Consider the following 25,448-nt stretch of genomic DNA (forward strand, 5'->3'; position numbering starts at 1 on the left):
CTCGAGAGATCTGAGAACAGTCGATGGAATCCGCCCAACTCGTCATCTTTGCCGGCCTCGTCATCGGGCTCGTCTACGGCGTTGTCGGTTTGCTCAGCGGTTTCTGCCTGATGAGCAGCATGCGAGGCTTTCTGGCGGAGGGAGACGGGCGGCTGGTGCGGAGCTATGCGCTGGCGATCGCCGTTGCGATCGCTGCGAGCCAGTTCCTTGCCGGTAACGGCATGGTCGATCTCGGCAAGTCGATCTACCTGCAGCAGTCATTCTCAGTGCCTGTGCTTTTCCTCGGCGGCCTGCTGTTCGGCTACGGCATGGTGCTGTCGAACGGCTGCGGCTCGCGGGCGCTGGTCCTGCTCGGGCGCGGCAATCTCCGTTCCTTCGTCGTCGTGATCGTGCTCGCCATAGCCGCGCAGATGACGCTGAAGGGCCTGATCGCGCCGGCTCGTATCGCGCTGGTCCAGGCCTCGCAAACGACCGTCAGCGCAAATTCGCTGCCGTCCGTGCTGATGAAGCTCGGTCTCACGGAATCGCTTTCGCGCGCGCTTGCCGCCGTCGCGACGGTCGTCGCGCTGATCCTGTTTGCTTTCGCGCACTCGGCGTTTCGTCGTTCGCCGGGGCAGATCGCGGCAGGTGTCATTGTGGGCCTGCTCGTCGCCGGCGGCTGGTACGTCACCGGCGATCTCGGCGCTGACGACTTCAACCCCGTCCCGGTGACCTCGCTCACCTTCATCGCGCCGATTGCGGATGCGCTGCAATACGCCATGCTCTCCACCGGGCTGACGCTCAATTTTGGCATCGCGACGGTGGCCGGCATCTTCGCCGGTAGCTTGGCGACGGCGCTCGCTACGGGCCGCTTCAAGCTTGAGGGCTATTCCTCACCGCGCCACATGCTGCGCTCGGGCGGCGGCGCGGCGCTGATGGGCATCGGCGGCGTGATGGCGTTCGGCTGCTCGATCGGGCAGGGGCTCACCGGCGTCTCGACGCTCGCGCTAGGGTCGTTCGTGGCGCTCGCCGGCATCCTGCTCGGTACGACGGCGGGCCTTCGCGGAAGCTTGCGGGTTCAACCCCTCGCAGTGGCCTGACCACGCAGCAGTCGATCGCCTAGCGTCGCAAGGCCGATGCCGGTAACGATCAGTCCGGCCGCGATGGCAAGGCTCGTGTCGATCGGCTCACTCAGCAGGATCGCGGCACTGGCGATGCCGACAAGCGGCGTCGCAGTGGTCCCGAGCGACGTCGTCAGCGCCGAGATGCTCTTGTTGACCATTGACATCGCCCAATAGGCCAGCGCCGTCCCAATCAGGCCCGAATACAGGAAGAGCGACACAAGCCTCCATGACCACTCGACGTGCGGCAGCCCGTCGACGATCAACGCCAGGGTCGATAGCACGGCCGTGGCCACGAGCACCTGCCAGAGCAGGAGCTGGAGCGGAGATGCGATCCAGCGATGTGCGCGGATATAGATGATGTTCGCTGCCCAGGAGATCGCGGCGAGGATGACCATCCCGGCGCCGAGCAGGACTCCTGCATTGGTCCAGTCAATCGAGGACGGATTCAGGATGACGGCAAGCCCGATCAGCCCGAGCAGAGCGCCGGCGAGCCTGGGCGCGGTCAGCGCCTCTTTTCCGAGCATGGGCGCGGCGAGTGCAACCCAGAGCGGCGTGGTGTAGCCGAGCACGACGCCCTTGCTCGCAGGCAGAAAGCGCAGGCCCGCGGCGACGAGGGTTGAGAACAGCGTCATGTGCAGCAGCGCGACGCTGAGGATCACGGGAATATCGCGTCGTTCCGGGATCACCAGATTCTTGCTCAATCCGAGGATCGTGATGAGGCCGACCAGCGCGATCCAGCTTCGGATCGCGGCGGTCCATAGCGGTGAGACGAACTGCACGAGTTGCTTCGTCACCGACCAGTTCACGCCCCAGGCCAGCACGACGATGAGGAAGAGGCCGACGGCCGCGCGGGACGAGAGTGAGTTCATCTCGGAGTCCTTGAAGCAGTTCACGTCGCCCGATAGCATTGCGCTGGTACCTGAAAAAGTACCAGAGCGGAGAATAGCACGATGCCAGTTCTGGAAGGCGTGATCTCCGCTCTGGTCGACTTGAAACGGACGGACGACGCGGGGCTGGTGACGCAGTTGACGAGCCAGCTCAGAGACCTGATCGCGAGCGGCCGTCTCGGCAAGGGGCGGGCGCTGCCGTCGAGCCGTCGGCTCGCGAGCGATCTCGGCGTCTCCCGCAACACCGTCACTTATGCGTACGAGCAGCTTGCCGCCGAGGGATATATTGAGGCGTCCCACGGCCGCCGTCCGGTGGTCACGGTCGATGGAGGCGGACGTAGGATAGGAGTGGGTGCTGCCGTGGTGCGCGAACGCTCCCGTAAGCCGCGACTGTCGCCCTGGGCCTTGAATCTCAAGCAGACCGACTGGCCGATGTCCTATCAGGCATCACTAAGGCCGTTGCGCCCGGGGCACGGCGATTTCAGAGAGTTTCCGGACGAGGTCTGGGCGCGTTGCTTGCGCCGCAATGCCGTGCGTGCAGCCAGGCGCGAGCTCGGCCCGGTTAACCGGACGCGCCTGCGCGAGGTGCTCGCGGATTATCTGGCGACCAGCCGGGGTGTCCGGGCCACCGCAGACCAGATCATGATCCTGCCGAGCGCGCAGGCTGCGTTGACCTTGATTGCCGCGACCGTCGTCACGCCCGGCGATGACGTCTGGGTCGAGGATCCCGGTTATCCCGGTGCTGCGGCTGCCTTCCGGGCGTCCGGTGCACGCGTGACCGGCATCAGACTGGACCAGCAGGGTATGCAACGGATGCCGGGGCTTGCGGCACCAAAGCTGATCTTCATGACGCCCTCGCATCAGCATCCGACCGGGCGGTTGATGTCGCTGGCCCGTCGCGCCGAGTTTCTCGGTCTGAGCAGGCCCGGCAAGACCTGGATCGTGGAGGACGATTACGACGGCGAATTCCACTACGACAGCAGGCCGGTGCCGGCCTTGCAGGGACTCGATGCCCATGGCCGCGTGTTCTATGTCGGCACCTTCTCGAAGGCGATGACGTCGGATATCCGGCTTGGCTATCTTGTGGCGCCGCCGGCACTGGCCAGCACCCTGGAGATCGCGCAGCGGCATATCGGGCTGATCGCTTCAAGTCACATCCAGGAGGCGCTCGCCGAGTTCATTGCTGACGGCCATTTTCTCGCGCATCTGCGCCGGGTGCGCCGGCTCTATCACGCCCGCCGCGATCACCTCGTCGAGGAACTGGAGCGACAGCTGGGCGGGATGCTCTCGATCGAGGTGCCCCCTGGAGGCATCCAGCTTGTCGCCCGCCTCAAGCGCGGTCGCACTGATCAGGCGGCGGTGAAGCGGCTGGTTGCGGCGGGGGTCGAGACTCGCGCCCTGTCGAGCCTGGCGCTTGGCCGGCCCCGCGATCACGGCCTGCTGCTCGGCTTTGCGGCCTGGCACGAGAGCGAGATCAGCGCAGCCGTGCGGACGATGGCATCGTGCTTCTAAAGCATGATCCGGAAAAGTGCGCAGCGGTTTTCCGAAAAGACCATGCTTAAACAACGACCTAAAGCGCGATGACGATTCATCCTCATCGCATCGCGCTTTGTACGACCGCGTCAATCAATCGCCTTCGTCACGATGCGGATCTCCGACGTCAGCGTCCGGTGCACCGGGCACTTGTCGGCGATCTCCATCAGCTTCTTGCGTTGGTCGGCATCGAGGGCGCCGTCCATCGTAATGTCACGCTCGATCTGGTCGAGCATACCCTCGCGGGTTTCACACTCCGCGCAATCTTTGGCGTAGATCTTGGAGTGCTTCAGCGTGACTGTGACGCGGTCGAGCGGCATTGACTTGCGGTCGGCATAGAGGCGCATGGTCATGGAGGTGCAGGCGCCGAGGCCGGCGAGCAGGAAATCATAGGGACCGGGACCCGTATCCTCGCCGCCGGCCGCCACCGGCTCATCAGCTACGAGACGATGCGGCCCGACTGTGATCATCTGGTTGAATTTGCTCTTGCGGGTCTCCTGCACCACGACCTGGCGCGGCGCCTCAGGGAGATCTACCACCTTGGCGGGCTTTGCCGTGTCGATGTAACGGCTCGCCCAGGCCGCGATCACGTCTGCCGCGTAAAGCGCGTCAGTGGGCTTCGTCAGCAGATGATCGGCATGATCGAGCGAGACGAAGCTCTTGGGATGTCTCGCGGCAACGAAGATCTTTGTCGCGTTGTCGATGCCGACGGTGTCATCGACAGGCGAATGCATCACCAGCAGCGCCTTGTGCAGGCCGGTGACGTCCTTCATCAGTTCGTGCTCGGCGATGTCATCGAGGAATTCACGCCTGATCCGGAACGGACGTCCCGCGAGCGAGACTTCGACCTCGCCCTGAATGCGGATCTTGTCGATATGCTCCTTGAACAGGCCGGTGACGTGGGCAGGATCGGACGGTGCCGCGATGGCCACGACCGCCCTGGCTTCGGGGATCTGTCCTGCTGCCGCGAGGATCGCGGCACCGCCGAGGCTGTGGCCGATCAGGACTGACGGCGCCTTCCGGACGCTGCGCAGATGATCGGCCGCGCGCACGAGATCGGCGACGTTGGAGGAGAACGTCGTATTGGCGAAATCACCCTCGCTGGAGCCGAGTCCGGTGAAGTCGAATCGCAGCACCGCAAGGCCTTTGGCGGCGAGCGCGACCGCGATGCGCTTGGCCGCCAGCGCGTCCTTGCCGCAGGTGAAGCAATGCGCGAACAGCGCGAACGCCGCGGGCTCGCCGTCAGGCAGGTTCAGCGCGGCCGAGAGCTGATGGCCGCCTTCTCCAGTGAATTGAAAGCGTTCCGTCGGCATGGGCTTCCCCCGTCCTTGCTTGAACCTAATCGCCCGAATAGCGCTGTTCGGCCCAGGGATCACCGCGGTTATGATAACCGCGGACTTCCCAGAAGCCCGGCGCGTCCTCGGTCAGGAATTCGATGGCCTGGAGCCATTTGGCGCTCTTCCAGAAATAGAGGTGCGGCACGACCAGCCGCACCGGGCCGCCATGCTCCTCGCTCAGGGGCTTGCCCGACCAGCTATGGGCGAGCAGCGCGTCCTCGGCGGCAAAGTCTTCCAGCGCGAGATTGGTGGTGTAGCCGTCAGAGGAATGCAGCACGACAAAGCGCGCGTCCTCGCGCGGCTGGCAGGCTGCGAGCAGCTCACGCGTCGCAAGCCCTTCCCACTCGTTGTCATAGCGCGACCAGGTCGTCACGCAGTGGATGTCGGAGGTGAACCGCGCCTGCTTCTGTGCGATGAACTCGTCGAAAGTCCAGAACACGGGAGTTTCGATCGCGCCGTAGACGTCGAGCCGCCAGCGCTCGCGCGAGACTGGCGGCACGACGCCGAGATCGAGCACCGGCCAGTCCTTGGTGAGGTGCTGGCCGGGTGGCAGTCTTTGATCCTCCGGCCGCGTGATCTTCCCTGTGAGAAAGCGGCCCTCGCGCGCCCACTTCTCCTTGGTGCGCGTCAGCTTGTTGTCGGACGGCGTCTCGTTGGTCATGGCCTACTCGTGGCGATGCATTGCGGAGGCGTGCTTGGTGTCTCGCATGGTAGCATAGATGATCAGCGACAGGCAGATGATGGCACTGAGATAGAAATAGAACCATTCCTCGTGCCCGATGCTCTTGAAGTAGAGCGCGATCGCCGGCGCCGTTCCGCCGAAAATCGAGACCGTGATGGCATAGGGCAGACCGACGCCGAGCGCGCGGACATTGGTCGGGAACAATTCCGCCTTCACCACGGCGTTGATCGAGGTGTAGCCGGCCACGAATAGCCAGGCGGCGCAGATCAGGATGAACGCGATGAAGGGCGATTTCGTCTCCTTCAGCGCCATCAGCAGCGGAACGGTCGCGAGGGTGCCGGCAACACCGAAGAAGATCAGCAGCGGCTTGCGGCCGATCTTGTCGGAGATCGCGCCGTAGATCGGCTGGAGGATGGTCGCGAAGATCAGCGTGCCGAAGATCACGAAAGTGGTCTGGTCCTCGGTCAGCCCGACCGAAAGCTTGACGAAGGTCTGCATGTAGGTGGTGAAGGTGTAGAACGCCGCAGTGCCGCCGGCGGTGAGGCCGACGACAAGCAAGAGCTCGCGTGGATATCGCAACAGGTTGGCGAGCGAGCCGGTCGGCTTCACCACCTTCCTGGCCTCCTCGAACGCCTCGGTCTCGTGCAGGCCGCGCCGCATGACCGCGGCAAAGATCGCCAGCAGCGCGCCAATCGCGAAGGGGATACGCCAACCCCAGTCCTTCAACTGCTCCGGGGTGAGGAAGACCTTTTGCAGGAGAAGCAGCACGATGATCGCAGTAAGCTGGCCACCGATCAGCGTCACGTACTGAAAGCTGGAATAGAAACCGCGGTGCTTGGGGTCGGCGACTTCGCTGAGGTAGGTGGCGCTGGCGCCATATTCGCCGCCGAGGCTGAGGCCTTCGATGACGCGAGCGAGCGCCAGGATCACCGGTGCGGCGAAGCCGATCGTGGCATAGGTCGGCGTAAGCGCGATGATCAGCGAGCCGAAGCACATGAAGACGACGGACAGGGTCAGCGAAATGCGTCGGCCGAAATGGTCGGCGAGATAGCCGAAGAACCACCCGCCGAGGGGGCGCATCAGGAAGGTCGCCGCGAATACGACGGCGACGTTCAATTGCTGGACGACGGGATCGTTACCAGGGAAGAAGGCTGGGGCGAAGTAGAGCGCGAATGCCGTATAGGCGTAGAAATCGTACCACTCGACGAGATTGCCGATGGAGCCGATGAAGATTGCCTTGATCCGCCGCTCGGCGTCGGCGACGTCAAAAGTCTTGGAGGCCGGTTGGATTGCTTGCTCTGTCACGTCCGGCCTTCCGCTTCCTTCGTCTGAGGAAGGCCTACATCGCCTTTCCCAGCAAAAATGGCAACTGCCGGGGGCCTCTCACCGTGCCCTGCGACCAGGTCACGGTGCCTGTCGGATCGAGGCGGAAATCCGGAATCCGCTTCAGCCATTCCTCCAGCGCAACCTGCATCTCCATTCGCGCAAGGTTGGAACCGACGCAGCGATGAATGCCGAGGCCGAAGGCAGCGTGGCGGTTCTCGCGGCGGTCGATCACGACTTTGTCAGCGTCCGGAAACATCTTGGGATCGCGGTTGGCGGCTGGGAAGGACAGCAGCACCATATTGCCCGCCTCGACCGGACAGCCTGAAACCGTCGTCTCCTTGACCACCTCGCGCGCCATCGTCACCGGCGAATAGGCGCGCAGCAGTTCCTCCACCGCCGTTGGGATCAGCCCGGGCTCGGCGATCAGCCGCGCGCGGTCGGCCGGCGTCTTCGCAAGATGCCAGAGCGAGGAGCCGATCGCGCTCCAGGTGGTGTCGATGCCGGCGATCAGCAGCAGGCGCAACGAGCCCAGTACATGGGAGTCCTCGAGCGGATTGCCGTCCTTGTCCCGGGCGTTCATCAGGTAGGAGATCAGGTCCTCGGTGGGCTTGTTCTTGCGCGCTTCGATGTGGCTGCTGAAATAGGCCGTCATCTCCTGCACGGCCTGGAGCAGCTTGTTCTCGTCCTTGATGCCGAGCTCGAGGATCATGTGGATCCAGTTGATGAAGAGGTCGCTGTCGCTCTCGGGGATGCCGAGCATGTGCGCGATCGCCCGAACCGGGATGTATTTGCTGTAGCGCGTGGCAGCGTCGACCTTCCCATCGGCGATGAAGTCGTCGATCAGCTCGTTGCAGATGGCGCGGACCCTCGGCTCGAGCTTCTTCATCGCGTCCGGCGTGAAGGGTGGCAGCAGCAATTGCTTGGCCGGCTTGTGCTCGGGCGGATCGGAGGTGATCGGCGGGGCCGCGTTCCTGCTGGTGATTTCCGGCCGCACGTCACGGACGATGATGCGGCGTGAGGAGAAGTGCTCGGTATCGTTGGCGATCTCGCGCACAGCTTCATAGGTCGTCGGCAGGTAGCAGCAGAGGAAGCGTTTCGTGTGCACCACGGGACTTACGGCCCGCAGCTCGTCCCAGATCGGGAAGGGATCCTCCGTCCATTGCGGATCGGTGTGGTCGAAATCATGGACCCAGTCGGTCACGGGCGGATGGGCGGCGGGCTGGTTGACGTCGGACATGGCAGGGAATCCCTTGGCTCGTGTTCGCTGAAAGCACGCGGGGCGGCCGCGGCCGCGCTACTCCTCGATCACATCGATTGCGATTTCCGGGCAGTTGGCTTTTGCAAGCCAGGCCTTGTCCTCGAGCCCCGGCGGGACAGTGCCGTCGCCGGCTTCGTGCGCGTTGCCATATTCGTCGAGCTCGAAAAGTTCCGGCGCGAGCGCCTTGCAGCGGGCATGGCCCTGGCATTTGTCGGGATCGACGTGAACCCTTAGTCGCTCTGACATTGCGGCTTCCTCGGTCGTTTGCGCGCGGGGCCCGAAGGGCGGCGCGTTCCTCATCTGGGATTGTTCTAAGTTATATCCTATTACATTCGCGGCGGGCTTCCCCTGTCAAGCGCAAACTCATAGGCTTCGACTCAACATGCGTTCACAACTCGCTCGCAAATCCGAGAAGACCTATCACCATGGCGATCTCCGCGACGCCTTGATCAAGGCCGCATTGCGCGAAGCGGAGCAGGGCGGCGCCGAGGCGATCAGCATCAAGGCGCTTGCCAGGCAGCTCGGTGTCTCGCAGCCGGCGCCATACCGGCATTTCGCGGACCGTGAGGCGTTGCTCGCGGCAGTCACGGCGGAGGCATTCAGGCAATTCTCGACGCTTCTGCGCGAGGCGATGGCAAAGCCGTCGAAGCAGTCGAAACTCTCGCGCCTCGCGCTGGCGACGCTCGATTTCGGTCTGCGCCGTAATGGGATCTACCGCTTGATGTTCGCCTCGCGAACGGTGTCCTGCGCGGCCAAGGGCAGCGAGCTGCACGAGGCGACACGCGCAACCTTTGCGCTCGTGATCGAGGCACTGGAGGCCCCGGCGGTCGGCTACTTGCGCGAGCGGCAGGCGCTCAAGATCTGGGCGGCGCTGCACGGCGTCGTGATGCTGGCCGAGCAGGGCCTGTTCACCGGCGAGGCGGCGCATGCCACGCGCGAGGAACTGGTCGAGGATTTCGTCAACGAGACGAAGGCTGCGCTCGCGGTGGCGATCAAGGATGCGCGGCGCCGGACAAAGGCCGGCGCCTAAGCCTTCACCTTCAGCAGCCCCATCAGCTTGTCGACGGCACTGTCCGGCGTCGTCACGACCGGGCGGCCGGTGGCCTCTGCAACCAGCGGCGCAGACGCGGCGATGCTGAATTGCGCGAGCGCGATGACGTCGCAGTCGCGTAGATCGCGAGATGCTTCCGCGATCAGCCGGTCGTGCGTGGCGCGGTCGCCGCGATCGAGCGCGGCCAGCGCGCCCTCGGCCAGTTTCGGCGTGATTTGGACGGAGGCAGGGAACTCGGACGGCATCGACGCCAGCGTCGGCGGAAAGGTCGAGAGCAGGCCGATGCGCCGACCCATGGTCACGGCGCGTTCGATCATGGCTTCGTTCGGCTTCAGCACCGGCATCGGCGCATGTGCGCGCGCGACCGCCTCGATACAGGGGCCGAACGCGGAACAAGTGAACAAGATGCCATCCGCTCCCGTCGCCGCTGCGTAATCGGCCAGCGCGAGGAAGCGCTCGGTCATGGCATCGTTGAGCGTGCCGTCGCGCGCCAAATCCGCAGACAGGCTGTCGTCGAGCAGGTTCATCAGCCGTGCCTCGGGCCACGCCTTCGCGAATGCGGCTTCGATCGGCGCGATGGAGTGCTTGAGCGCGTGGATGAGGGCGACGCGAGGCGGATTCGTCATCAGGTATATGTCAGCTCTTCACCTTCGGATCGATCGGCGTCGTGCCGCGCAGGCCCAGAATATCCTCCAGCACCTTCGCGCCGGCGATCACCTGTGCGTCGGCCCGCGGTGCGCCGACGACTTGCACGCCGACCGGCAGGCCCGACGCCGTGAAGCCGCACGGCAGCGAGAGCGCGGGACAGCAGGCGAGCGTGATGGCGTAGACGATGCCGAGCCACTCGACGTAGTTGTCGAACCTCTTGCCGGCGCATTCGGCGACATAGCGGTGTTCGATCGGGAAGGGCGGCACGATCGTCGTCGGCACCAGCAGGAGATCGTAGCTCTTGAAGAACTCGACCGCCCGCGCAGTCATGCCGACGCGCTGCGCCTCGGCGCGCGCGAGCTGATCGACCGTGAGCTTGAGGCCTTCCTCGATATTCCAGATCACCTCGGGCTTGAGCATGTCGCGTTTGGTGCGCAGCAGGTTGGCCTTGGTGATCGCGAAGTCGAACGCGCGCAGCACATGGAAGCACTCATGCGCCTCGCGCCAGTCCGGATGCGCCTCCTCCACGATGGCTCCGGCTTCCGCAAAGCGCTCCGCGGCCTTGCGCGTGATCGCCTTCACTTCTGGATCGACCGGCGTGATGCCGAGGTCGGGTGAATAGGCGATGCGCTTTGGCTTCTTGCCCGCCTGTGCCGCCGACAGGAACGAGGTTGCGGGGGTCGGCAGCGACAACGGATCGTCCGCATAGTCGCCGCTCATGGCATCCAGCAGCAGCGCGAGATCCTCGACATTGCGTGCCATCGGGCCGACCACGCCGAGATTGCGATCGATACCTGATTTTGGGGTGTGCGCGACACGGCCGATGCTCGGCCGCATGCCGACGACCCCGCAGAAAGCCGCCGGGTTGCGCAAGGACCCGCCCATGTCGGAGCCCTGCGCGAGCCAGGCCATGCCGGTTGCGAGCGCCACGGCCGCGCCGCCGGAGGAGCCCGCTGCCGATTTCGTCGTATCCCACGGATTGAGCGTCGCGCCGAACACCTCGTTGAAGGTGTTGGCGCCGGCGCCGAATTCCGGCGTGTTGGACTTGGCGTAGACCACCGCGCCGTTGGCCTCGAGGTTCTCGACCATGAGGTCGGACTTCGCGGGGATGTTGTCCTTGAAGATCGGCGAGCCCTGCGTGTTCAACACGCCCGCGACGTCGGTGAGATCCTTGATCGGGACCGGCAGGCCGGCGAGCAGGCCGCGCGCGCCGGCCGGCTTCTGCATCAAGGCCTTGGCGCTATCGCGTGCGCGATCCAGGCACAGGATCGGCAGCGCATTGACCTTGCCGTCGACCTCCTTGATGCGCTTCTCCAGCACATCCAGAAGCTCGAGCGGCGAGACGTCGCCGGACCGCAGCTTGTCGACGACCGCGCATGCGGTTTTGCGGATCAGGTCTTGAGACAATTATCTTACTCCTATGCCCGTTCTTGGTTTCGTCATTGCGAGCGCAGCGAAGCAATCCAGATTCCCACCGCGGATCCATTCCTGGATTGCTTCGCTGCGCTCGCAATGACGAGGATCGAGTTAACCCCACCCCGCGCTGATGCCGCCGTCCACCGTATATATCACGCCCGACGTATAGCCGGCGCGGTCCGACGCCAGAAATGCCATGAGGTCGCCGATCTCGCGCGCGTGCGCAGGACGGCCGAGCGGCAAGCCCTTCTGGAATTCCTTGTAGCGGCTCTCGTCGCCAAACTGTTGCTTGGCCCGCGTCTTGAGCAAGGTGACGTGCCGGTCGGTGCCGACGGGCCCGGGATTGATGCCGACGACGCGGATGTTGTCGGCGAGGCTCTTGCCGCCGAGCGCGCGCGTGAACGCCATCAGCGCGGCGTTGCCGGCGCTACCGCAGATGTAGTTGGCGTCGAACTTTTCGCCGGCCGCGCCGATGTCATTGACGATGACGCCGCCGCCCTTCGCCTTCATCTGCGCATAGATGTGCCGCGTCAGGTTGATGTAGCCGAACACTTTCAATTCCCAGGCGTGCCGCCAGGTCGCCTCGTCGATCTTGTCGATCGAGCCGCCGGGGATGTCGCCGGCATTGTTGACGAGCACGTCGATGTCCGCGGCTTCTTTCGCTAGCCGCGCCACGTCCTCCTCCTTGCGCAGATCGACGATGCTCGTTGCGGCGTCGATCTGGTGTGCGGAGCGCAGCCGGTCGGCCAGCGCCTTCAGCGCCTCGCCGCTGCGGGCGGCGAGCAGGAGATGCGCGCCTTCCTCGGCAAACGCCTCGGCGGCGGCTGCGCCAATGCCCTTGGACGCGCCGGTGATCAGGACGCGCTTGCCACGCAGATGCAGATCCATGGGAGTACTCGCAGAATGGGAACAGGATCAAATCAGTAGGCGCTCGGCCGCGCCATGGTCAACATTGCAGTGCAGCGTTGCACCGCCCGCGACTTTGGTCCATTGCAGTGCGATCAAAACGCGGCGGCTGCCGGACCAACCAAGGACGTTCTCAATGAGCAAGAAACAATACCGGATCGCGGTCATTCCCGGCGACGGCATCGGCAAGGAAGTCATGCCCGAGGGCCTGCGCGTTCTGGAGGCGGCGGCGAAGAAGCACGACGTCTCCGTGCATTTCGACCATTTCGACTTCTCGTCTTACGACTATTACGAGAAGCACGGCCAGATGATGCCTGATGACTGGAAGGAGAAGATCGGCAAGCACGATGCGATCTATTTCGGCGCGGTCGGCTGGCCGGCCAAGATTCCGGATCACGTCTCGCTGTGGGGCTCGCTCATCAAGTTTCGCCGCGAGTTCGACCAGTATGTGAACCTGCGCCCGGTGCGGCTGATGCCCGGCGTGCCGTCGCCGCTGGCGGGCCGCAAGCCCGGCGACATCGATTTCTGGGTGGTGCGTGAGAACACGGAAGGCGAATATTCTTCCGTCGGCGGACGCATGTTCCCCGACACCGACCGCGAGTTCGTGACTCAGCAGACGGTGATGACCCGCACTGGCGTCGATCGCATCCTGAAATTCGCCTTCGAGCTCGCGCAGTCACGGCCGAAGAAGCACCTGACCTCGGCGACCAAGTCCAACGGCATCTCGATCACCATGCCCTATTGGGATGAGCGCGTGGAGGCGATGGCCAAGAAGTTTCCGGGCGTGAAGTGGGACAAGTACCACATCGACATTCTCACCGCGAACTTCGTGCTGCATCCGGACTGGTTCGACGTCGTTGTCGGCTCCAATCTGTTCGGCGACATCCTCTCCGATCTCGGCCCGGCCTGCACCGGCACCATTGGCATCGCTCCGTCCGGCAACATCAATCCCGAGGGCGATTTCCCCTCGGTATTCGAGCCGGTGCACGGCTCGGCGCCAGATATCGCCGGCCAGGGCATCGCCAACCCGATCGGCATGATCTGGTCGGGTGCCATGATGTTCGAGCATCTCGGAGAGAAGGAAGCCGGCAGGTCGATCGTCGACGCAATCGAGCGCACGCTGGCTGAACGCACGCTCCGCACCAAGGATCTCGGCGGCAACGCCGACACCACCGCCTGCGGCAAGGCGGTCGCGGACATGGTGGATTGAAGCGGGGGACGTTAGCGAAAGCTAATTCCGCCGTCGCAACAAACTCTCCCGTCGTCCCTGCGAAAGCAGGGACTCATAACCCCAGGGAGAGGCTGTTGTCTGAACTGGTAACCGCGAGTCTTCGCCAAACCACGTCCTGTGGTTATGGTCCCGGATCGGCGCAAAGCTCTCGGCAACGCTGCGCGTTGTCGAGAGCTGTGCTTGTCCGGGACGACAGCGGTTGTGATTGCTTCGTTGCAATCAGCCCACGATCTTCTCGATCGCCGCCTGATCCAACCCGAACTTCTTCCCGGCGTCCAGAATCTCCTGCCAGGTGGTCGGGTCGACCGGAATGCCTTCGGCGAGGCGCTTCTTCTTGGTCTCGCGTTCGGGCTCGCCGGCGATCTTCACCTTGTCGACACCAGCAGCGGGCGGTGAGCCGGTGTGCCAGGCAACGAAACTCTCGACTTCGCGCGCGAGGTTCTCGCCAGTGCCGAGCTTGCCCGGGTCGATGACGATCGAGAGCATGCCGTTGAGGACGTTGTACTTGCCGTCGGACGGGCCCTTGACCACCTGGCCGCCGGAGAGCGCGCCGCCGAGAATTTCGCACACCAGCGCGAGCCCCGACCCCTTGTGCTCGCCGAACGGCAGGATCGCGCCGTACGGCGGGATCACGGTGTAGCGCGGATTGACGGTGGGTTTGCCTTCATTGTCGATGATGGTGCCGGGCTCCAGCTCGACGCCCTTGTTGTGGGCCACGCGGGTCTTGCCTTGCGCGATCCTGCTGGTGGCGAAGTCGAGCACGATCGGCTCCTTGCCCCTGCGCGGGATGCCGACGCAGAACGGGTTGGTGCCGTGACGGGCATCGCTGCCGCCCCAGGGCGCCACGATCGGCCGCGAGATCACGTTGACGAAATGGATCGAGACCAGCCCATGGTCGATGCACTGCTCGGCCCAGTGACCGATGCGGCCGATATGGTGCGCGTTGGAAAGGCCGACGAGACACACGCCATTGCGCTTGGCGCGCTCGGCGGCCAGCTCCATCGCTTCATGGCCGATCACCTGGCCATAGCCGGTGAGGCCGTCGAGGGTGAGAAGCGGACCGGTGTCGAGCACGATCTTGACGTGCTGGTTCACGGCGAGGCCCCCGTTGGTGACGCTCTGGACATAGCGCGGAATCATGCCGACGCCGTGCGAGTCGTGTCCCTTGAGATTGGCCTCGACAAGATTGGTCGAGACGAGCTCGGCCTCGCGGTCCGAGGAGCCGCCGGCCTTGACGATGGCCTTGATGGCGTTGGTGAGAGGCTCTGCCTTGATGGTGCGATAGTCAGCCATTTGTTGTTGCTCTTTATCCCTTCACGATCCGGCGGCAGTGCTCCCACGCCGCATGAATGAGGTTCTCGCTCGCCTCGGGCGTGCGGAAGGCCGAATGCGCCGACAGCGTCACGTTCGGCAGTTTCGTCAGCGGATGGTCGCCGGGCAGCGGCTCCGTATTGAAGACGTCGAGTCCGGCATGGCGGATGTGCCCGGACTTCAGCGCGTCAATCATGGCGGCTTCGTCGACGATCGCAGCGCGGGCGGTGTTGACGAGGATGACACCACGTTTCATCGCGAAGATCTTGTCGCGCGTAATCATGCTGCGGGTTTCGTCGTTGAGCAGCAGATGCAGCGACACGACGTCGCTCTTCGCCAGCACCGTATCGAGATCGGTGAATTCGACACCGGGATAGCTCTTCGGCGAGCGATTCCAGGCGATCACCTTCATGCCGCTTCCCGTGGCAATGCGCGCAACTTCCGCGGCGATGCCGCCGAACCCGATTAGGCCGAGCGTCTTGCCGGTGAGCTGCATGCCGTCCTCGCGCAGCCAGTTGCCGGCCCGCATCTCGCGGTCCATCATCGCGATGACGCGGGCGGAGGCCCACATCAGTGCAATCGCGCATTCGGCCACTGCCGTGTCGCCATAGCCCTTGATCAGATGCACGGAGATGCCGAGCTCGGCGAGCTCCTCCGGGTTCATGTAGCTGCGCGCGCCGGTGCCGAGGAACACGACGTGCTTCAGCCCCGTGCATTTCCTCGCCACTTCGGTGGGAAGCGCGGTGTGGTCGACGATCGCGATCTCGGCGCCGTCGAGGATCTCAGGATATTGTTCTGGCCTGATATCGGGATCCCTGTGGATCCGCACCTTTGGATCGCCGGGCTTCTCCAGCCGCTCCATGATCACGGCGAGGGCTTCATTGGCGTCGACGAAAACTCCGCGCATGGGGGTTCTTCTCCAGTCAGGATGCGACGCCGGCGATCGTCAGCACGGTGTGCATGAGCACGTTGGTGCCCGCGGCGCAGTCGGCCTGCGTGGCATCCTCCAGTTCGTTGTGGCTGATGCCGTCCTTGCAGGGGACGAACACCATCGCCGCCGGCATGACGGTGTTGAGATTGCAGGCGTCATGGCCGGCGCCGGAGGTGATGCGGCGGGAGGAGTAGCCCAGCGTCTTCGCGGCGTTTTCGACTGCTGCAATCAGCTTGGGATCGAAATGGGTCGGCGGCTTGCGCCAGACCAGGTCGAGCTTGACCTCGACCTTGCGGCGTGCCGCGATCTCGGCGATCGCCGCACGAAGATCGCGATCGAGTGCATCCATGATGGCGCCGTCGGCACTGCGGCAGTCCATGGTGAAGGCGATCTCGCCGGGAATGACGTTGCGCGAGGGATTTGCGATCACCGCCTCGCCGATGGTGCCGACCGCGTTCGGCCCGTGCTTCTTCGCAATCGCCTCCATCGCCAGCACGATCTCCGACAGCGTCGCCAGCGCGTCGCGCCGCAGCGGCATCGGGGTCGAACCCGCATGGCTCTCGAAGCCGGAAATCTTGCCGTCGTACCAGAGCACGCCCTGACCGGAATCGACCACGCCGATGGTCTTGCCTTCCGCTTCCAGAATTGGCCCTTGCTCGATGTGCAGCTCGACGAAGCATCCGAGCTTCTGGAAGCCGACCGGCTTGTCGCCGCGATAACCGATACTGTCGAGCGCCTGGCCAACGGTCATGCCTTCGGCATCCTTGCGCGACAAAATGTCGTCGGTGGTGAAGTCGCCGACATAGGCGGCGGAGGCCATCATCGCAGGTGCGAAGCGCGAGCCTTCCTCGTTGGTCCAGTTGACGACGCAGATCGGCGCCTCGGTCTCGATGCCGGCATCGTTCAGCGTGCGGATCACTTCCAGCGCGCCGAGCGTCCCCAGGATGCCGTCATATTTGCCGCCGGTCGGCTGGGTGTCGAGGTGCGAGCCGATGCCGACGGGCGGCTTCGACATGTCGCGGCCCCTGCGCAGGCCGAACTGTGATCCGAGCGCGTCGACGTGGACTTCCAGTCCGGCATCCTCGCAGGCCTTGCGGAACCAGTCGCGCACCTGCTTGTCCTCGGTGCTGAGCGTCAGCCGCCGCACGCCGCCCTTGGCGGTCGCGCCGAATTGCGCGGTCTCGTGGATGGAGCCCCAGAGGCGGGCGGAATCGATTTGCAGGTTGCTGGCGGCTCGGCTCATGCGGTCAGTCTCTCAGTTGTCATTCCGGGTCTGGTGCTGCGCACCATCCCGGAACGACGTTGCAGGTTGTCCGGCGCCTTTTTCAATGACGCGCCAGCGCGGGCGCGTCAACCGCGAGGCTGCTCTGCGCAATCTGCCTTGCGAGCTCGGCGACGCGCTCCACGGCGACGACGTCGGGCGAGGCGAGCCAGCTTGCGGTGAAGGTCAGCGGCGCGATCGCGAGATCGGTGTCGAGCAGTTGCAGCCGTCCGTCGGCGAGCTCGTTCTCGACGATGGCGTCGGGGATCACGGCGATGCCGAGCCCCTCGACCGCCATGTGGATGACCGTCGCGAGCGAGGCGGAGGCGTGAAGGCGGATCGGCGGCAGCTCCGGCCGGTCGAACACCTCGCGCACGACCTCGTAAGGCTTGGTCTTGCGCGGGAAGGTGATGATCGGAAACCGCGCGAGGTCGGCCGACGTCACCGGGCCCTTTCCGAGGCCGAGCGAGGGACTTGCGAGAAACCCGATCGGATAATCGGCAAGCACGCGATTGTGCACGCCGGAGGCGGACAGCGGTCCGACGACAAACGCAAGCTCGATCTCCTGGGCGAGCAGGCGCGCGGTGAGGTTCGGCGTGATGTCGACCTCGATCTCCAGCGACAGGTTCGGATAAACCTGGTTCACGCTCTTCACGAGACGCGGCAGCCAGGTGTGCACGATGGTCTCGGCGACGCCGAGCCGCATCACGCCACGCATCGCCGAGGCGTCGCTGATCTCCGCCATCATCTGGGCCCGCATGCCGATCAGCTTCTCCGCATAGACCATCATCTGCCGGCCGCTCGGGGTCGGCGAGGCCACGCGATGATCGCGGTTGAGCAGCTTCACGCCCATCTCGCGCTCGAGCTGGGCGATGCGCTGGGAGATCGCGGGCTGGGTCGTGTTGAGCCGTTGCGCGGCGCCGCGAAAGCTGCCGAGCTTCACAACCCAGAGGAACGTCTCGATCGACCTGAAGTCCAGCATTGGAAGGAGTATCCCAGTCGATAAATCGGATTTATCGATATTGATTAGAAACGACGATTAGACTTTATAGCACGCTTGGTGTTGGCTTGTCCCTGTCGAGTTTATAGGCAGGTCGATCACATGACTGTTTTGGTGGCAGCGCAGCAAACTGAAACGCCCGACGCCCTTCCGAGCCGCAAGGCCCGGCTTGCCTACCGCGAGGGGCTGGTCGCCTCCAGCGCCGGCGTCGCTCCGGGTTTTGTCCAAGGCAATCTTGCGATCCTGCCTGCCGAATATGCCGGCGCCTTTCACCGTTTCTGCCAGCTCAATCCGAAGCCGTGCCCGATCATCGGCATGTCGGACGTCGGCAGTCCGCATATCCGATCGCTCGGCGCCGATCTCGACGTCCGCACCGACGTGCCGCGCTACCGCGTCTGGCGCGATGGCGAAGTGGTGGACGAGCCGACCGATGTGAAGAAGCATTGGCGCGACGATCTCGTCACCTTCGTGCTCGGTTGCTCCTTCTCGTTTGAGGAAGCTCTGCTCGAGGAGGGCATGCCGATCCGGCACATCGAGCACAATGTGCGCGTGCCGATGTATCGCACCAACATTCCTTGCGGCGAGGCCGGTCCGTTCGCCGGTCCGATGGTGGTGTCGATGCGCCCGTTCAAGCCGGCCGATGCCATCCGCGCGGTGCAGATCACCTCACGCTATCCCGCCGTGCACGGTGCGCCCGTGCATCTCGGCCATCCGCATCTGATCGGCATCAAGGACATTGCGAAGCCCGATTACGGCGATCCGGTGCCGGTCGCCGATGACGAGATTCCGGTGTTCTGGGCCTGCGGGGTGACACCGCAATCGGTGATCAACGCCGCGAAGCTCCCGTTCGCGATCACGCATTCGCCCGGCCTGATGCTGGTGACGGATCTGAAGAACAGAAACCTGGCCGTGATTTAGTAGGCAGCGTTTGCTGCTTCTTCAGGCTTTACCGCATCCATCAATCGCTTCATTCGATCAGCCGAATTCGATAACAAGGAACTTTGCCATGACTATCACTCGCCGCGACGTGCTGTTGGGAGCCACCGCCACTGCCGCTCTCGTGCCGCTGGCAGCGCGCGCACAGACGTCGGAGGTCGTGATCGGCGTGATCTATCCGTTCTCCGGCGGCAGCGCGCAGCAGGGCGTCGACGCGCAGAAGGCCTATGAGACTGCGCTCGAAGTCATCAACAAGGACACCGCTTTCGACCTGCCGCTGGCGAAAGGCGAAGGCCTGCCGGGCCTCGGCGGCGCGAAGATCCGTCTCGTGTTCGCCGACCACCAGGCCGATCCGCAGAAGGGCCGCGCCGAGGCCGAGCGCCTGATCACGCAGGAGAGGGTCTGCGCCATCATCGGCACCTACCAGAGCGCCGTCGCCGTCACCGTCAGCCAGATCTGCGAACGCTATCAGGTCCCGTTCGTGTCGGCCGATAATTCCTCGCCCAGCCTGCATCGCCGCGGCCTGAAATATTACTTCCGCGCCGCGCCGCATGACGAGATGTACTCGGCTGCGATGTTCGACTTCTTCGATGCGATGAAGAAGAAGGGCACCAAGATCGAGACGCTGTCGCTGTTCCACGAGGACACCATCTTCGGCACCGACTCCGGCAATGCCCAGACCAAGATCGCCGGCGAGCGCGGCTACAAGATCGTCACCGACATCAAGTACCGCGCCAACTCGCCCTCGCTCTCGGCCGAGGTGCAGCAGCTCAAGACCGCCAATGCCGACGTGCTGATGCCCTCGAGCTACACCACCGACGGCATCCTCCTGGTCAAGACCATGGCCGAGCTCGGCTACAAGCCGAATGCGATCGTGGCGCAGGACGCCGGCTTCTCCGAGAAGGCGCTCTATGATGCCGTCGGCGACAAGCTCGAAGGCGTGATCTCGCGCGGCACGTTCTCGCTCGACCTCGCGCAGAAGCGCCCGATGGTCGGCAAGATCAACGAGATGTTCAAGGCGAAGTCGGGCAAGGATTTCAACGACCTCACCTCGCGCCAGTTCATGGGCCTGATCATCCTCGCCGATGCCATCAACCGCGCCAAGTCGACCGACGGCGAGAAGATCCGCGACGCGCTGGCCGCGACCGACATTCCGGGCGAGCAGACCATCATGCCCTGGAAGCGCGTCAAGTTCGACGAGATGGGTCAGAACAACGACGCCGACCCGGTGCTGCTGCAATATGTCGGCGGCAAGTTCGTCACCATCTTCCCGCCGCAGGCCGCGATCGCCGAGGCGATCTGGCCGATGAAGTAAGCGTGGGAAGCGGGAGCTCAGATGTAGCTCCCGCCCTCATCCTGAGGAGCGGGCGTTGCCCGCGCCTCGAAGGACGAGGGCTGGGCCATCCTTCGAGACGCGCGCTGATGCGCGCCCCTCGGGATGAGGATCTATTTCGGGGGACAGACTTTTGACAGCCCAAGCCATTATCCAGAGTCTCGCGAGCGGCCTCCTCATGGGCCTGCTCTACGGACTGATCGCGGTCGGCCTCGCGCTGATCTTCGGCCTGATGGACGTCACGAACTTCGCCCATGGCGAGTTCCTGATGCTCGCGATGTACCTGTCCTTCTTCCTGTTCGCGTTCTTCGCCATCGACCCCCTGCTGTCGGCGCCCTTGGTCGCCGCGGCGCTCTTCGTTTTCGGAGCGGTGATCTACCTGCTCATTGTCCGCTTCGCCATGCGGGCCAAGGCCAATGCCGGCATGGTGCAGATCTTCACCACGTTCGGTCTCGCCATAGTCATGCGCGGCCTCGCGCAGTTCTTCTTCACCCCGGACTATCGCAGCATTCCGCAGTCCTGGCTCGGCGGTAAAACCATCTCGGTCGCCGGCATCTTCCTGCCGGAGCCTCAGCTGGTCGGCGCGCTGGTCTCGATTCTCGCCTTTGTCGGTCTCTACTTCTTCATCCATCGCACCGATTTCGGCCGTGCGATCGAAGCCACCCGCGAAGATCCCGGTGCGGTCGCTCTCGTCGGCATCGACAAGAACCGCGTGTTCGCGTTCGGCTGGGGCCTCGGCGCCGCGCTGGTCGGTCTCGCCGGCGCGATCATGGCGGTGTTCTTCTACATCTACCCCGACGTCGGCGCGTCCTTTGCGCTGATCGCCTACGTCACGGTGGCGCTCGGCGGCTTCGGCAGCGTGTTCGGCGCCTTCGCCGGCGGCATCATCGTCGGTCTCGTCGAGGCGGTCACCGCCTTGGTGCTGCCGCCGTCGCTGAAGTCGGTCGGCATCTACGCCGTCTATCTCCTCGTCGTCTTCATCCGGCCGCGCGGCCTGTTCGGGTCGATGTGATGGACAAGAATTTTGCCGCGCGGCGCCGCCGCGACCTCATCATCGCCGCAGGACTGGCCGGGCTCGCCGCACTGGCGCCGCTGTTCGTCAAGGACGTCTACGTCCAGAACATCCTGATCCTGACGCTGATGTACGCAGCGCTGTCGCAGAGCTGGAACATCCTGTCCGGCTATTGCGGACAGATCTCGCTTGGGCACGCGCTCTATTTCGGCATCGGCGCCTACACCACCGAGCTGCTGTTCACCAAGTTCGGCGTGCTGCCCTGGTTCGGCATGCTCGGCGGCGGCGTGATCGCGGCACTCATCGCAATGGGGCTCGGCTATCCCTTCTTCCGCCTGCGCGGCCATTACTTCGTGATCGCGACCATCGTCATCGCCGAGATCGGGCTGCTGCTTTTCCAGAACTGGGAGTGGGCGGGGGCCGCGATGGGAATCACCATCCCGATCCGCGGCGACAGCTGGCTGAAGTTCCAGTTCCTGCGCACCAAGCTGCCGTACTTCTATTTTGCGCTGGCGCTGTGCTGCCTCGCCTGGTTCGTCACCTGGTGGCTGGAAGATTCCAAATGGGGCTTTTGGTGGCGCGCGGTGAAGGACAATCCGGAAGCGGCCGAGAGCCTCGGCGTCGTCGTGTTCAATTCCAAGATGGGGGCGGCTGCCGTCTCCGCCTTCCTGGTCGCCATCGGCGGCGCCTTCTATGCGCAGTTTCTCGCCTATATCGATCCTGAGAGCGTGATGGGCTTCCAGTTCTCGCTGCTGATGGCGCTGCCGGCCGTGCTCGGCGGTATCGGTACGCTCTGGGGCCCCGTGCTTGGCGCCGCCATCCTGATCCCGATGACGGAGCTGACGCGCTCCTACATCGGCGGCTCCGGGCGCGGCGTCGATCTCATCGTCTACGGCACGCTGATCGTGCTGATCTCGCTGGCGCTGCCGCAGGGACTGGTGAGCCTGTTCTCCCGCGCCAAGACGAAAGGAGCCACGCGATGAGTGCGCTGCTCGAAACCCGCGGCGTCTGGCAGCGCTTTGGCGGGCTCATCGCCAACAGCGACGTCTCGATCTCGGTCGGCCGCGGCGAGATCGTCGGTCTGATCGGCCCGAACGGTGCCGGCAAGTCGACCCTGTTCAATCTCATCGCGGGCGTCCTGCCGCCGACGCAAGGCTCGATCCGGTTCGACGGCGAGGACGTCACCCACATGCCGGCGGCCGAGCGCTGCCAGCGCGGGATCGGCCGGACCTTCCAGGTGGTCAAGAGCTTCGAGACCATGACGGTGATCGACAACGTCATCGTCGGTGCGCTCGTGCGCAACACCGTGATGCGGGAAGCGCGCCGCAAGGCGCATGAGGTGCTGGAGTTCACCGGCCTTGCCGCGCGCGCCGACGTGCTCGCGAGCGACCTCGTGCCGGCCGAGAAGCGCCGCCTCGAAGTCGCGCGGGCGCTTGCGACCGAGCCGAAGCTGCTGCTGCTCGACGAAGTCCTCACCGGCCTCACGCCCACGGAGGCGCAGACCGGTGTCGCGCTCGTGCGCAAGGTGCGCGATGCCGGCATCACCGTGCTGATGGTCGAGCATGTCATGGAGATCGTGATGCCATTGGTGGACCGCGCCATCGTGCTCGATCTCGGCAAGGTCCTGGTCGAGGGCAAGCCCGCAGACGTCGTCCGCGATCCCAAGGTGATCAAGGCATATCTGGGAGATCGTCATGCTGTCGGTGCGTGAAGTCACCACCGCCTATCAGGGCCTGGTCGCGATCTCCGCGGTCTCGATCGAGGTCGAGAAGGGCGAGATCGTCTGCGTCGCCGGCGCCAACGGCGCGGGCAAGTCGACGCTGCTGAAATCCATCGCCGGCGCCGAGCGCCCGCGTTCCGGCACGGTGACATTCGACGGCAAGCGCCTCGACGGCATGGCGCAGCACCACATCACCGCCACCGGCATCGCCTATGTGCCGGAGAACCGCCGCCTGTTCCCGCGCCTGTCGGTGCGCGACAATCTTCGCCTCGGCAGCTATCTCTACCGGGGCGAAGCCAACCGTGAGCAGCCGCTCGATCTCGTCTTCACGCTGTTCCCGCGTCTACAGGAACGTTTGGAGCAGCGCGCCGAGACGCTCTCCGGCGGCGAGCAGCAAATGCTCGCCATCGGCCGCGCGCTGATGACACGTCCGCGCCTCTTGATGCTCGACGAGCCCTCGCAGGGCATCATGCCGAAGCTGGTCGATGAGATCTTCCAGGCCGTGAAGCGCATCCGCGATGCCGGCATGACCGTGCTGATCGTCGAGCAGCGCATGGCCGAATGCCTCGAGATCGCCGATCGCGCCTACATCCTGCAAACCGGACGCGTGCTGATGCAGGGCGCAGCAAGCGAGATCAAGGGCAATCCCGATGTGCGCAAGGCGTATCTGGGGCTGTAGCTAGACTGCCGCCGCAATCGCAGCCGTCATCCTGAGGTGCGCACTCTTCGCGCGCCTCGAAGGATGGGCTGCGGGCGTCTGTAGCCTATCGTTCGAGGCTTCACCTTGCGATGCTGATGCATCGCAAGGTTCGCACGTCAGGATGGACGGAGGTGAGAGCCGAGCCTAATGTCCGTGCCCGTGCTCCGGCAGCGCCACCCCGAACACCTTCACCAGATCCGTCACCTGCTCCGGCGACAAGTACCGCGGGTTCATCCCGCGCAGCAGCAGGTACAGCTTCGCCGTTTCCTCCAGCTCCTCGGTCGCGAACACCGCGGCTTCCAGCGTATCGCCGGCGACGACCGGGCCGTGATTGGCGAGCAGCACGGATGAATACTTGCCCGCCAGCCCCTTGATGGCGTCCGCCACCGCGGGATCGCCGGGGCGGTAATAGGGCACGAGCGCGGTGGCGCCGCATTTCATCAGATAATAGGCCGTCATCGGCGGCAGCGCGGCGCGCGGATCGATCTCGGGCAGCATTGAGAGCGCGACCGAATGGGTGGAGTGCAGGTGCACGATCGCGCGCGCGCTCCCGCGCGTGTCGTAGAGCGCGGTGTGCAGCGGAACTTCCTTGGTGGGCGCATCGCCCGAGACCAGCTGTCCCGTTCTATCCAGCCGCGACAGCCGCGCCGGGTCGAGGAAGCCGAGCGAGGCATTGGTGGGCGTCACCAGCCAGCCGCCGCTGTCCAGCCGCACGCTGATATTACCGGAGGAGCCCGGCGTCAGCCCGCGCTCGAACAGGGACCGTCCGAAGCGGCAGATATCCTCGCGCAGCCTTGTTTCGTCGCTCGTTTCAGTTTTCATGGCCGTCATGCCCGCTTGTCTCACGCTTTGGCAGCGCGGCCAAGCCGTGATATCGGTTCGATGAGCCGCCGCAAAGGGCGGCCGTCCGGGAAACGTTCGCAAGGATCAGTTGCATGTCGGCCTCCACGTCACAAAATCAGCGTATCGCCGTCATCGGGCTCGGCTCGATGGGATACGGCATGGCGACCTCGCTGAAGCGAGCCGGCCACGCCGTGACCGGCTGCGACGTTTCGACCGATGCCGTCGCGCGCTTTGTGAAGGATGGCGGCGCGGGGGTCACCACGCCGGCCGAAGCGGCCAAGGAGGCCGATATCGTCGTCAGCGTCGTCGTCAATGCCGCGCAGACCGAGGCGATCCTGTTCGGCAAGGATGGTGCCGCCGAGTCCATGCCGAAGGACAGCGTCTTCGTATCCTCGGCCACCATGGATCCCGACGTGGCGCGGCGCCTGGCCAAGCAACTCGAGGCGACCGGTCGGCACTATCTCGATGCGCCGATCTCAGGCGGAGCGCAGCGCGCCGCGCAAGGCGAACTGACGATCCTCGCCTCCGGCAGTCCCGCGGCTTTTGCGAAAGCGCGGCCCGCGCTCGATGCCATGGCGGCAAAGCTCTACGAGCTCGGCGATGCCGCCGGGCAGGGCGCTGCGTTCAAGATGATCAATCAATTGCTCGCCGGCGTGCACATCGCCGCCGCCAGCGAAGCCATGGCGTTCGCGGCAAAGCAGGGCCTCGACATCCGCAAGGTCTATGAGGTGATCACGGCATCGGCCGGTAATTCCTGGATGTTCGAGAACCGCATGCCGCACGTGCTCGACGGCGATTACACGCCGCGCAGCGCGGTGGAGATCTTCGTCAAGGACCTCGGCATCATTCAAGACATGGCGCGCAGCGCCCGATTCCCTGTGCCGGTCTCCGCCGCCGCGCTCCAGATGTTTCTGATGACATCAGCCGCCGGTATGGGCCGCGACGACGACGCGTCGGTCGCGCGCATGTACGCGCAGGTCACCGGCGTGAAGCTGCCCGGCGACAAATAAGCAAGAGGAACTC

At 64.6% G+C, this 25,448-nt stretch carries 25 protein-coding genes; 11 read left to right on the plus strand and 14 right to left on the minus strand.

Annotated elements, in window-relative coordinates; translation table 11 throughout:
* Positions 1 to 23 precede the first annotated feature (23 nt).
* A complete protein-coding gene (locus EHH60_RS17350; protein ID WP_124160674.1) occupies positions 24 to 1,079 on the plus strand; it encodes a YeeE/YedE family protein in 1,056 nt (351 codons plus the stop codon).
* Here EHH60_RS17350 and EHH60_RS17355 read toward each other — a convergent pair.
* Positions 1,058 to 1,972, minus strand: coding sequence for a DMT family transporter (locus EHH60_RS17355; protein WP_124160675.1), 915 nt, complete (start codon positions 1,970 to 1,972; stop codon positions 1,058 to 1,060). The genes EHH60_RS17350 and EHH60_RS17355 overlap by 22 nt on opposite strands.
* An 81-nt stretch (positions 1,973 to 2,053) precedes the next feature.
* Here EHH60_RS17355 and pdxR point away from each other — a divergent pair, with 81 nt between their 5' ends.
* Positions 2,054 to 3,502, plus strand: a complete 1,449-nt coding sequence (gene pdxR / locus EHH60_RS17360; RefSeq protein ID WP_124160676.1) for a MocR-like pyridoxine biosynthesis transcription factor PdxR — start codon at positions 2,054 to 2,056, stop codon at positions 3,500 to 3,502.
* A 110-nt stretch (positions 3,503 to 3,612) separates the two neighbouring features.
* On the opposite strand, the gene EHH60_RS17365 is transcribed toward pdxR, so the two are convergent.
* The 5 genes from EHH60_RS17365 to EHH60_RS17385 are packed head-to-tail and all read right to left on the minus strand — an operon-like array spanning position 3,613 to position 8,372.
* Positions 3,613 to 4,836, minus strand: coding sequence for a bifunctional alpha/beta hydrolase/OsmC family protein (locus tag EHH60_RS17365; RefSeq protein ID WP_124160677.1), 1,224 nt, complete (start codon positions 4,834 to 4,836; stop codon positions 3,613 to 3,615).
* A gap of 25 nt (positions 4,837 to 4,861) precedes the next feature.
* Positions 4,862 to 5,521, minus strand: coding sequence for a sulfite oxidase-like oxidoreductase (locus EHH60_RS17370; RefSeq protein WP_124160678.1), 660 nt, complete (start codon positions 5,519 to 5,521; stop codon positions 4,862 to 4,864).
* Between the two features lie 3 nt (positions 5,522 to 5,524).
* Positions 5,525 to 6,847, minus strand: coding sequence for an MFS transporter (locus EHH60_RS17375; protein ID WP_124160679.1), 1,323 nt, complete (start codon positions 6,845 to 6,847; stop codon positions 5,525 to 5,527).
* A gap of 34 nt (positions 6,848 to 6,881) precedes the next feature.
* Positions 6,882 to 8,105, minus strand: a complete 1,224-nt coding sequence (locus EHH60_RS17380; RefSeq protein WP_124160680.1) for a cytochrome P450 — start codon at positions 8,103 to 8,105, stop codon at positions 6,882 to 6,884.
* Between the two features lie 57 nt (positions 8,106 to 8,162).
* Complete coding sequence (locus EHH60_RS17385) at positions 8,163 to 8,372, minus strand: ferredoxin (protein ID WP_124160681.1); 210 nt, start codon at positions 8,370 to 8,372, stop codon at positions 8,163 to 8,165.
* A gap of 136 nt (positions 8,373 to 8,508) precedes the next feature.
* Between EHH60_RS17385 and EHH60_RS17390 the strand changes: the two genes are divergently transcribed.
* On the plus strand, positions 8,509 to 9,156 hold the full coding sequence (locus tag EHH60_RS17390; RefSeq protein WP_124160682.1) for a TetR/AcrR family transcriptional regulator: 648 nt from the start codon (positions 8,509 to 8,511) through the stop codon (positions 9,154 to 9,156).
* Here the strand turns inward: EHH60_RS17390 and EHH60_RS17395 are convergent.
* The 3 genes from EHH60_RS17395 to EHH60_RS17405 all read right to left on the minus strand — a co-directional run bounded on the left by EHH60_RS17395 (position 9,153) and on the right by EHH60_RS17405 (position 12,129).
* On the minus strand, positions 9,153 to 9,803 hold the full coding sequence (locus tag EHH60_RS17395; RefSeq protein WP_124160683.1) for an aspartate/glutamate racemase family protein: 651 nt from the start codon (positions 9,801 to 9,803) through the stop codon (positions 9,153 to 9,155). The two genes, EHH60_RS17390 and EHH60_RS17395, sit on opposite strands and share 4 nt — an antisense overlap.
* A gap of 10 nt (positions 9,804 to 9,813) precedes the next feature.
* Positions 9,814 to 11,232 carry an amidase gene (locus tag EHH60_RS17400; RefSeq protein WP_124160684.1) on the minus strand — a complete coding sequence of 473 codons (1,419 nt, stop codon included), beginning with the start codon at positions 11,230 to 11,232 and terminating at the stop codon, positions 9,814 to 9,816.
* 120 nt (positions 11,233 to 11,352) lie between these two features.
* Complete coding sequence (locus EHH60_RS17405) at positions 11,353 to 12,129, minus strand: SDR family oxidoreductase (RefSeq protein ID WP_124160685.1); 777 nt, start codon at positions 12,127 to 12,129, stop codon at positions 11,353 to 11,355.
* 154 nt (positions 12,130 to 12,283) lie between these two features.
* Between EHH60_RS17405 and EHH60_RS17410 the strand changes: the two genes are divergently transcribed.
* Positions 12,284 to 13,357 (plus strand): tartrate dehydrogenase, encoded by a 1,074-nt coding sequence (locus EHH60_RS17410; protein WP_124160686.1) that lies wholly within the window; start codon positions 12,284 to 12,286, stop codon positions 13,355 to 13,357.
* A 240-nt stretch (positions 13,358 to 13,597) separates the two neighbouring features.
* On the opposite strand, the gene EHH60_RS17415 is transcribed toward EHH60_RS17410, so the two are convergent.
* The 4 genes from EHH60_RS17415 to EHH60_RS17430 form a co-directional block, all read right to left on the minus strand.
* Entirely contained in the window at positions 13,598 to 14,671 is a 1,074-nt protein-coding gene (locus EHH60_RS17415; protein ID WP_124160687.1) for a malate/lactate/ureidoglycolate dehydrogenase, read from the minus strand.
* 13 nt (positions 14,672 to 14,684) lie between these two features.
* A complete protein-coding gene (locus tag EHH60_RS17420) occupies positions 14,685 to 15,596 on the minus strand; it encodes an NAD(P)-dependent oxidoreductase (RefSeq protein ID WP_124160688.1) in 912 nt (303 codons plus the stop codon).
* Positions 15,597 to 15,612: 16 nt separating this feature from the next.
* Positions 15,613 to 16,863 carry a Zn-dependent hydrolase gene (locus EHH60_RS17425; RefSeq protein ID WP_124160689.1) on the minus strand — a complete coding sequence of 417 codons (1,251 nt, stop codon included), beginning with the start codon at positions 16,861 to 16,863 and terminating at the stop codon, positions 15,613 to 15,615.
* A gap of 82 nt (positions 16,864 to 16,945) precedes the next feature.
* On the minus strand, positions 16,946 to 17,863 hold the full coding sequence (locus tag EHH60_RS17430; protein WP_124160690.1) for a LysR family transcriptional regulator: 918 nt from the start codon (positions 17,861 to 17,863) through the stop codon (positions 16,946 to 16,948).
* 120 nt (positions 17,864 to 17,983) lie between these two features.
* Between EHH60_RS17430 and EHH60_RS17435 the strand changes: the two genes are divergently transcribed.
* The 6 genes from EHH60_RS17435 to EHH60_RS17460 all read left to right on the plus strand — a co-directional run bounded on the left by EHH60_RS17435 (position 17,984) and on the right by EHH60_RS17460 (position 23,561).
* Positions 17,984 to 18,799 (plus strand): putative hydro-lyase, encoded by an 816-nt coding sequence (locus tag EHH60_RS17435; RefSeq protein WP_124160691.1) that lies wholly within the window; start codon positions 17,984 to 17,986, stop codon positions 18,797 to 18,799.
* An 88-nt stretch (positions 18,800 to 18,887) separates the two neighbouring features.
* Positions 18,888 to 20,132, plus strand: coding sequence for an ABC transporter substrate-binding protein (locus tag EHH60_RS17440; protein WP_124160692.1), 1,245 nt, complete (start codon positions 18,888 to 18,890; stop codon positions 20,130 to 20,132).
* Positions 20,133 to 20,328: 196 nt separating this feature from the next.
* Positions 20,329 to 21,162 carry a branched-chain amino acid ABC transporter permease gene (locus EHH60_RS17445; RefSeq protein WP_245454515.1) on the plus strand — a complete coding sequence of 278 codons (834 nt, stop codon included), beginning with the start codon at positions 20,329 to 20,331 and terminating at the stop codon, positions 21,160 to 21,162.
* Entirely contained in the window at positions 21,162 to 22,145 is a 984-nt protein-coding gene (locus EHH60_RS17450; protein WP_124160694.1) for a branched-chain amino acid ABC transporter permease, read from the plus strand. The genes EHH60_RS17445 and EHH60_RS17450 overlap by 1 nt, the downstream gene beginning before the upstream one ends.
* Positions 22,142 to 22,873: an ABC transporter ATP-binding protein gene (locus EHH60_RS17455; RefSeq protein WP_124160695.1), complete on the plus strand. Its 732-nt coding sequence runs from the start codon at positions 22,142 to 22,144 to the stop codon at positions 22,871 to 22,873. Before EHH60_RS17450 ends, EHH60_RS17455 begins: the two co-directional genes overlap by 4 nt.
* Positions 22,857 to 23,561, plus strand: a complete 705-nt coding sequence (locus EHH60_RS17460; protein WP_124160696.1) for an ABC transporter ATP-binding protein — start codon at positions 22,857 to 22,859, stop codon at positions 23,559 to 23,561. The genes EHH60_RS17455 and EHH60_RS17460 overlap by 17 nt, the downstream gene beginning before the upstream one ends.
* A 165-nt stretch (positions 23,562 to 23,726) precedes the next feature.
* On the opposite strand, the gene otnC is transcribed toward EHH60_RS17460, so the two are convergent.
* Positions 23,727 to 24,404 carry a 3-oxo-tetronate 4-phosphate decarboxylase gene (gene otnC, locus EHH60_RS17465; protein WP_502697410.1) on the minus strand — a complete coding sequence of 226 codons (678 nt, stop codon included), beginning with the start codon at positions 24,402 to 24,404 and terminating at the stop codon, positions 23,727 to 23,729.
* A gap of 113 nt (positions 24,405 to 24,517) precedes the next feature.
* Here otnC and ltnD point away from each other — a divergent pair, with 113 nt between their 5' ends.
* Positions 24,518 to 25,435: an L-threonate dehydrogenase gene (ltnD, locus tag EHH60_RS17470; RefSeq protein WP_124160698.1), complete on the plus strand. Its 918-nt coding sequence runs from the start codon at positions 24,518 to 24,520 to the stop codon at positions 25,433 to 25,435.
* Positions 25,436 to 25,448 lie beyond the last annotated feature (13 nt).

It is taken from the genome of Bradyrhizobium sp. RP6, from assembly GCF_003837805.1.
Lineage (GTDB): Bacteria > Pseudomonadota > Alphaproteobacteria > Rhizobiales > Xanthobacteraceae > Bradyrhizobium.

Bases quoted from the DNA above. Each gene is read 5' to 3' on its own strand.
- EHH60_RS17350 (WP_124160674.1), top strand. From the start codon at position 24: ATGGAATCCGCCCAACTCGTCATCTTTGCCGGCCTCGTCATCGGGCTC.
- EHH60_RS17355 (WP_124160675.1), bottom strand. From the start codon at position 1,972: ATGAACTCACTCTCGTCCCGCGCGGCCGTCGGCCTCTTCCTCATCGTC.
- pdxR (WP_124160676.1), top strand. From the start codon at position 2,054: ATGCCAGTTCTGGAAGGCGTGATCTCCGCTCTGGTCGACTTGAAACGG.
- EHH60_RS17365 (WP_124160677.1), bottom strand. From the start codon at position 4,836: ATGCCGACGGAACGCTTTCAATTCACTGGAGAAGGCGGCCATCAGCTC.
- EHH60_RS17370 (WP_124160678.1), bottom strand. From the start codon at position 5,521: ATGACCAACGAGACGCCGTCCGACAACAAGCTGACGCGCACCAAGGAG.
- EHH60_RS17380 (WP_124160680.1), bottom strand. From the start codon at position 8,105: ATGTCCGACGTCAACCAGCCCGCCGCCCATCCGCCCGTGACCGACTGG.
- EHH60_RS17385 (WP_124160681.1), bottom strand. From the start codon at position 8,372: ATGTCAGAGCGACTAAGGGTTCACGTCGATCCCGACAAATGCCAGGGC.
- EHH60_RS17390 (WP_124160682.1), top strand. From the start codon at position 8,509: ATGCGTTCACAACTCGCTCGCAAATCCGAGAAGACCTATCACCATGGC.
- EHH60_RS17395 (WP_124160683.1), bottom strand. From the start codon at position 9,803: ATGACGAATCCGCCTCGCGTCGCCCTCATCCACGCGCTCAAGCACTCC.
- EHH60_RS17405 (WP_124160685.1), bottom strand. From the start codon at position 12,129: ATGGATCTGCATCTGCGTGGCAAGCGCGTCCTGATCACCGGCGCGTCC.
- EHH60_RS17410 (WP_124160686.1), top strand. From the start codon at position 12,284: ATGAGCAAGAAACAATACCGGATCGCGGTCATTCCCGGCGACGGCATC.
- EHH60_RS17415 (WP_124160687.1), bottom strand. From the start codon at position 14,671: ATGGCTGACTATCGCACCATCAAGGCAGAGCCTCTCACCAACGCCATC.
- EHH60_RS17420 (WP_124160688.1), bottom strand. From the start codon at position 15,596: ATGCGCGGAGTTTTCGTCGACGCCAATGAAGCCCTCGCCGTGATCATG.
- EHH60_RS17425 (WP_124160689.1), bottom strand. From the start codon at position 16,863: ATGAGCCGAGCCGCCAGCAACCTGCAAATCGATTCCGCCCGCCTCTGG.
- EHH60_RS17430 (WP_124160690.1), bottom strand. From the start codon at position 17,863: ATGCTGGACTTCAGGTCGATCGAGACGTTCCTCTGGGTTGTGAAGCTC.
- EHH60_RS17435 (WP_124160691.1), top strand. From the start codon at position 17,984: ATGACTGTTTTGGTGGCAGCGCAGCAAACTGAAACGCCCGACGCCCTT.
- EHH60_RS17440 (WP_124160692.1), top strand. From the start codon at position 18,888: ATGACTATCACTCGCCGCGACGTGCTGTTGGGAGCCACCGCCACTGCC.
- EHH60_RS17445 (WP_245454515.1), top strand. From the start codon at position 20,329: ATGGGCCTGCTCTACGGACTGATCGCGGTCGGCCTCGCGCTGATCTTC.
- EHH60_RS17450 (WP_124160694.1), top strand. From the start codon at position 21,162: ATGGACAAGAATTTTGCCGCGCGGCGCCGCCGCGACCTCATCATCGCC.
- EHH60_RS17455 (WP_124160695.1), top strand. From the start codon at position 22,142: ATGAGTGCGCTGCTCGAAACCCGCGGCGTCTGGCAGCGCTTTGGCGGG.
- EHH60_RS17460 (WP_124160696.1), top strand. From the start codon at position 22,857: ATGCTGTCGGTGCGTGAAGTCACCACCGCCTATCAGGGCCTGGTCGCG.
- otnC (WP_502697410.1), bottom strand. From the start codon at position 24,404: ATGAAAACTGAAACGAGCGACGAAACAAGGCTGCGCGAGGATATCTGC.
- ltnD (WP_124160698.1), top strand. From the start codon at position 24,518: ATGTCGGCCTCCACGTCACAAAATCAGCGTATCGCCGTCATCGGGCTC.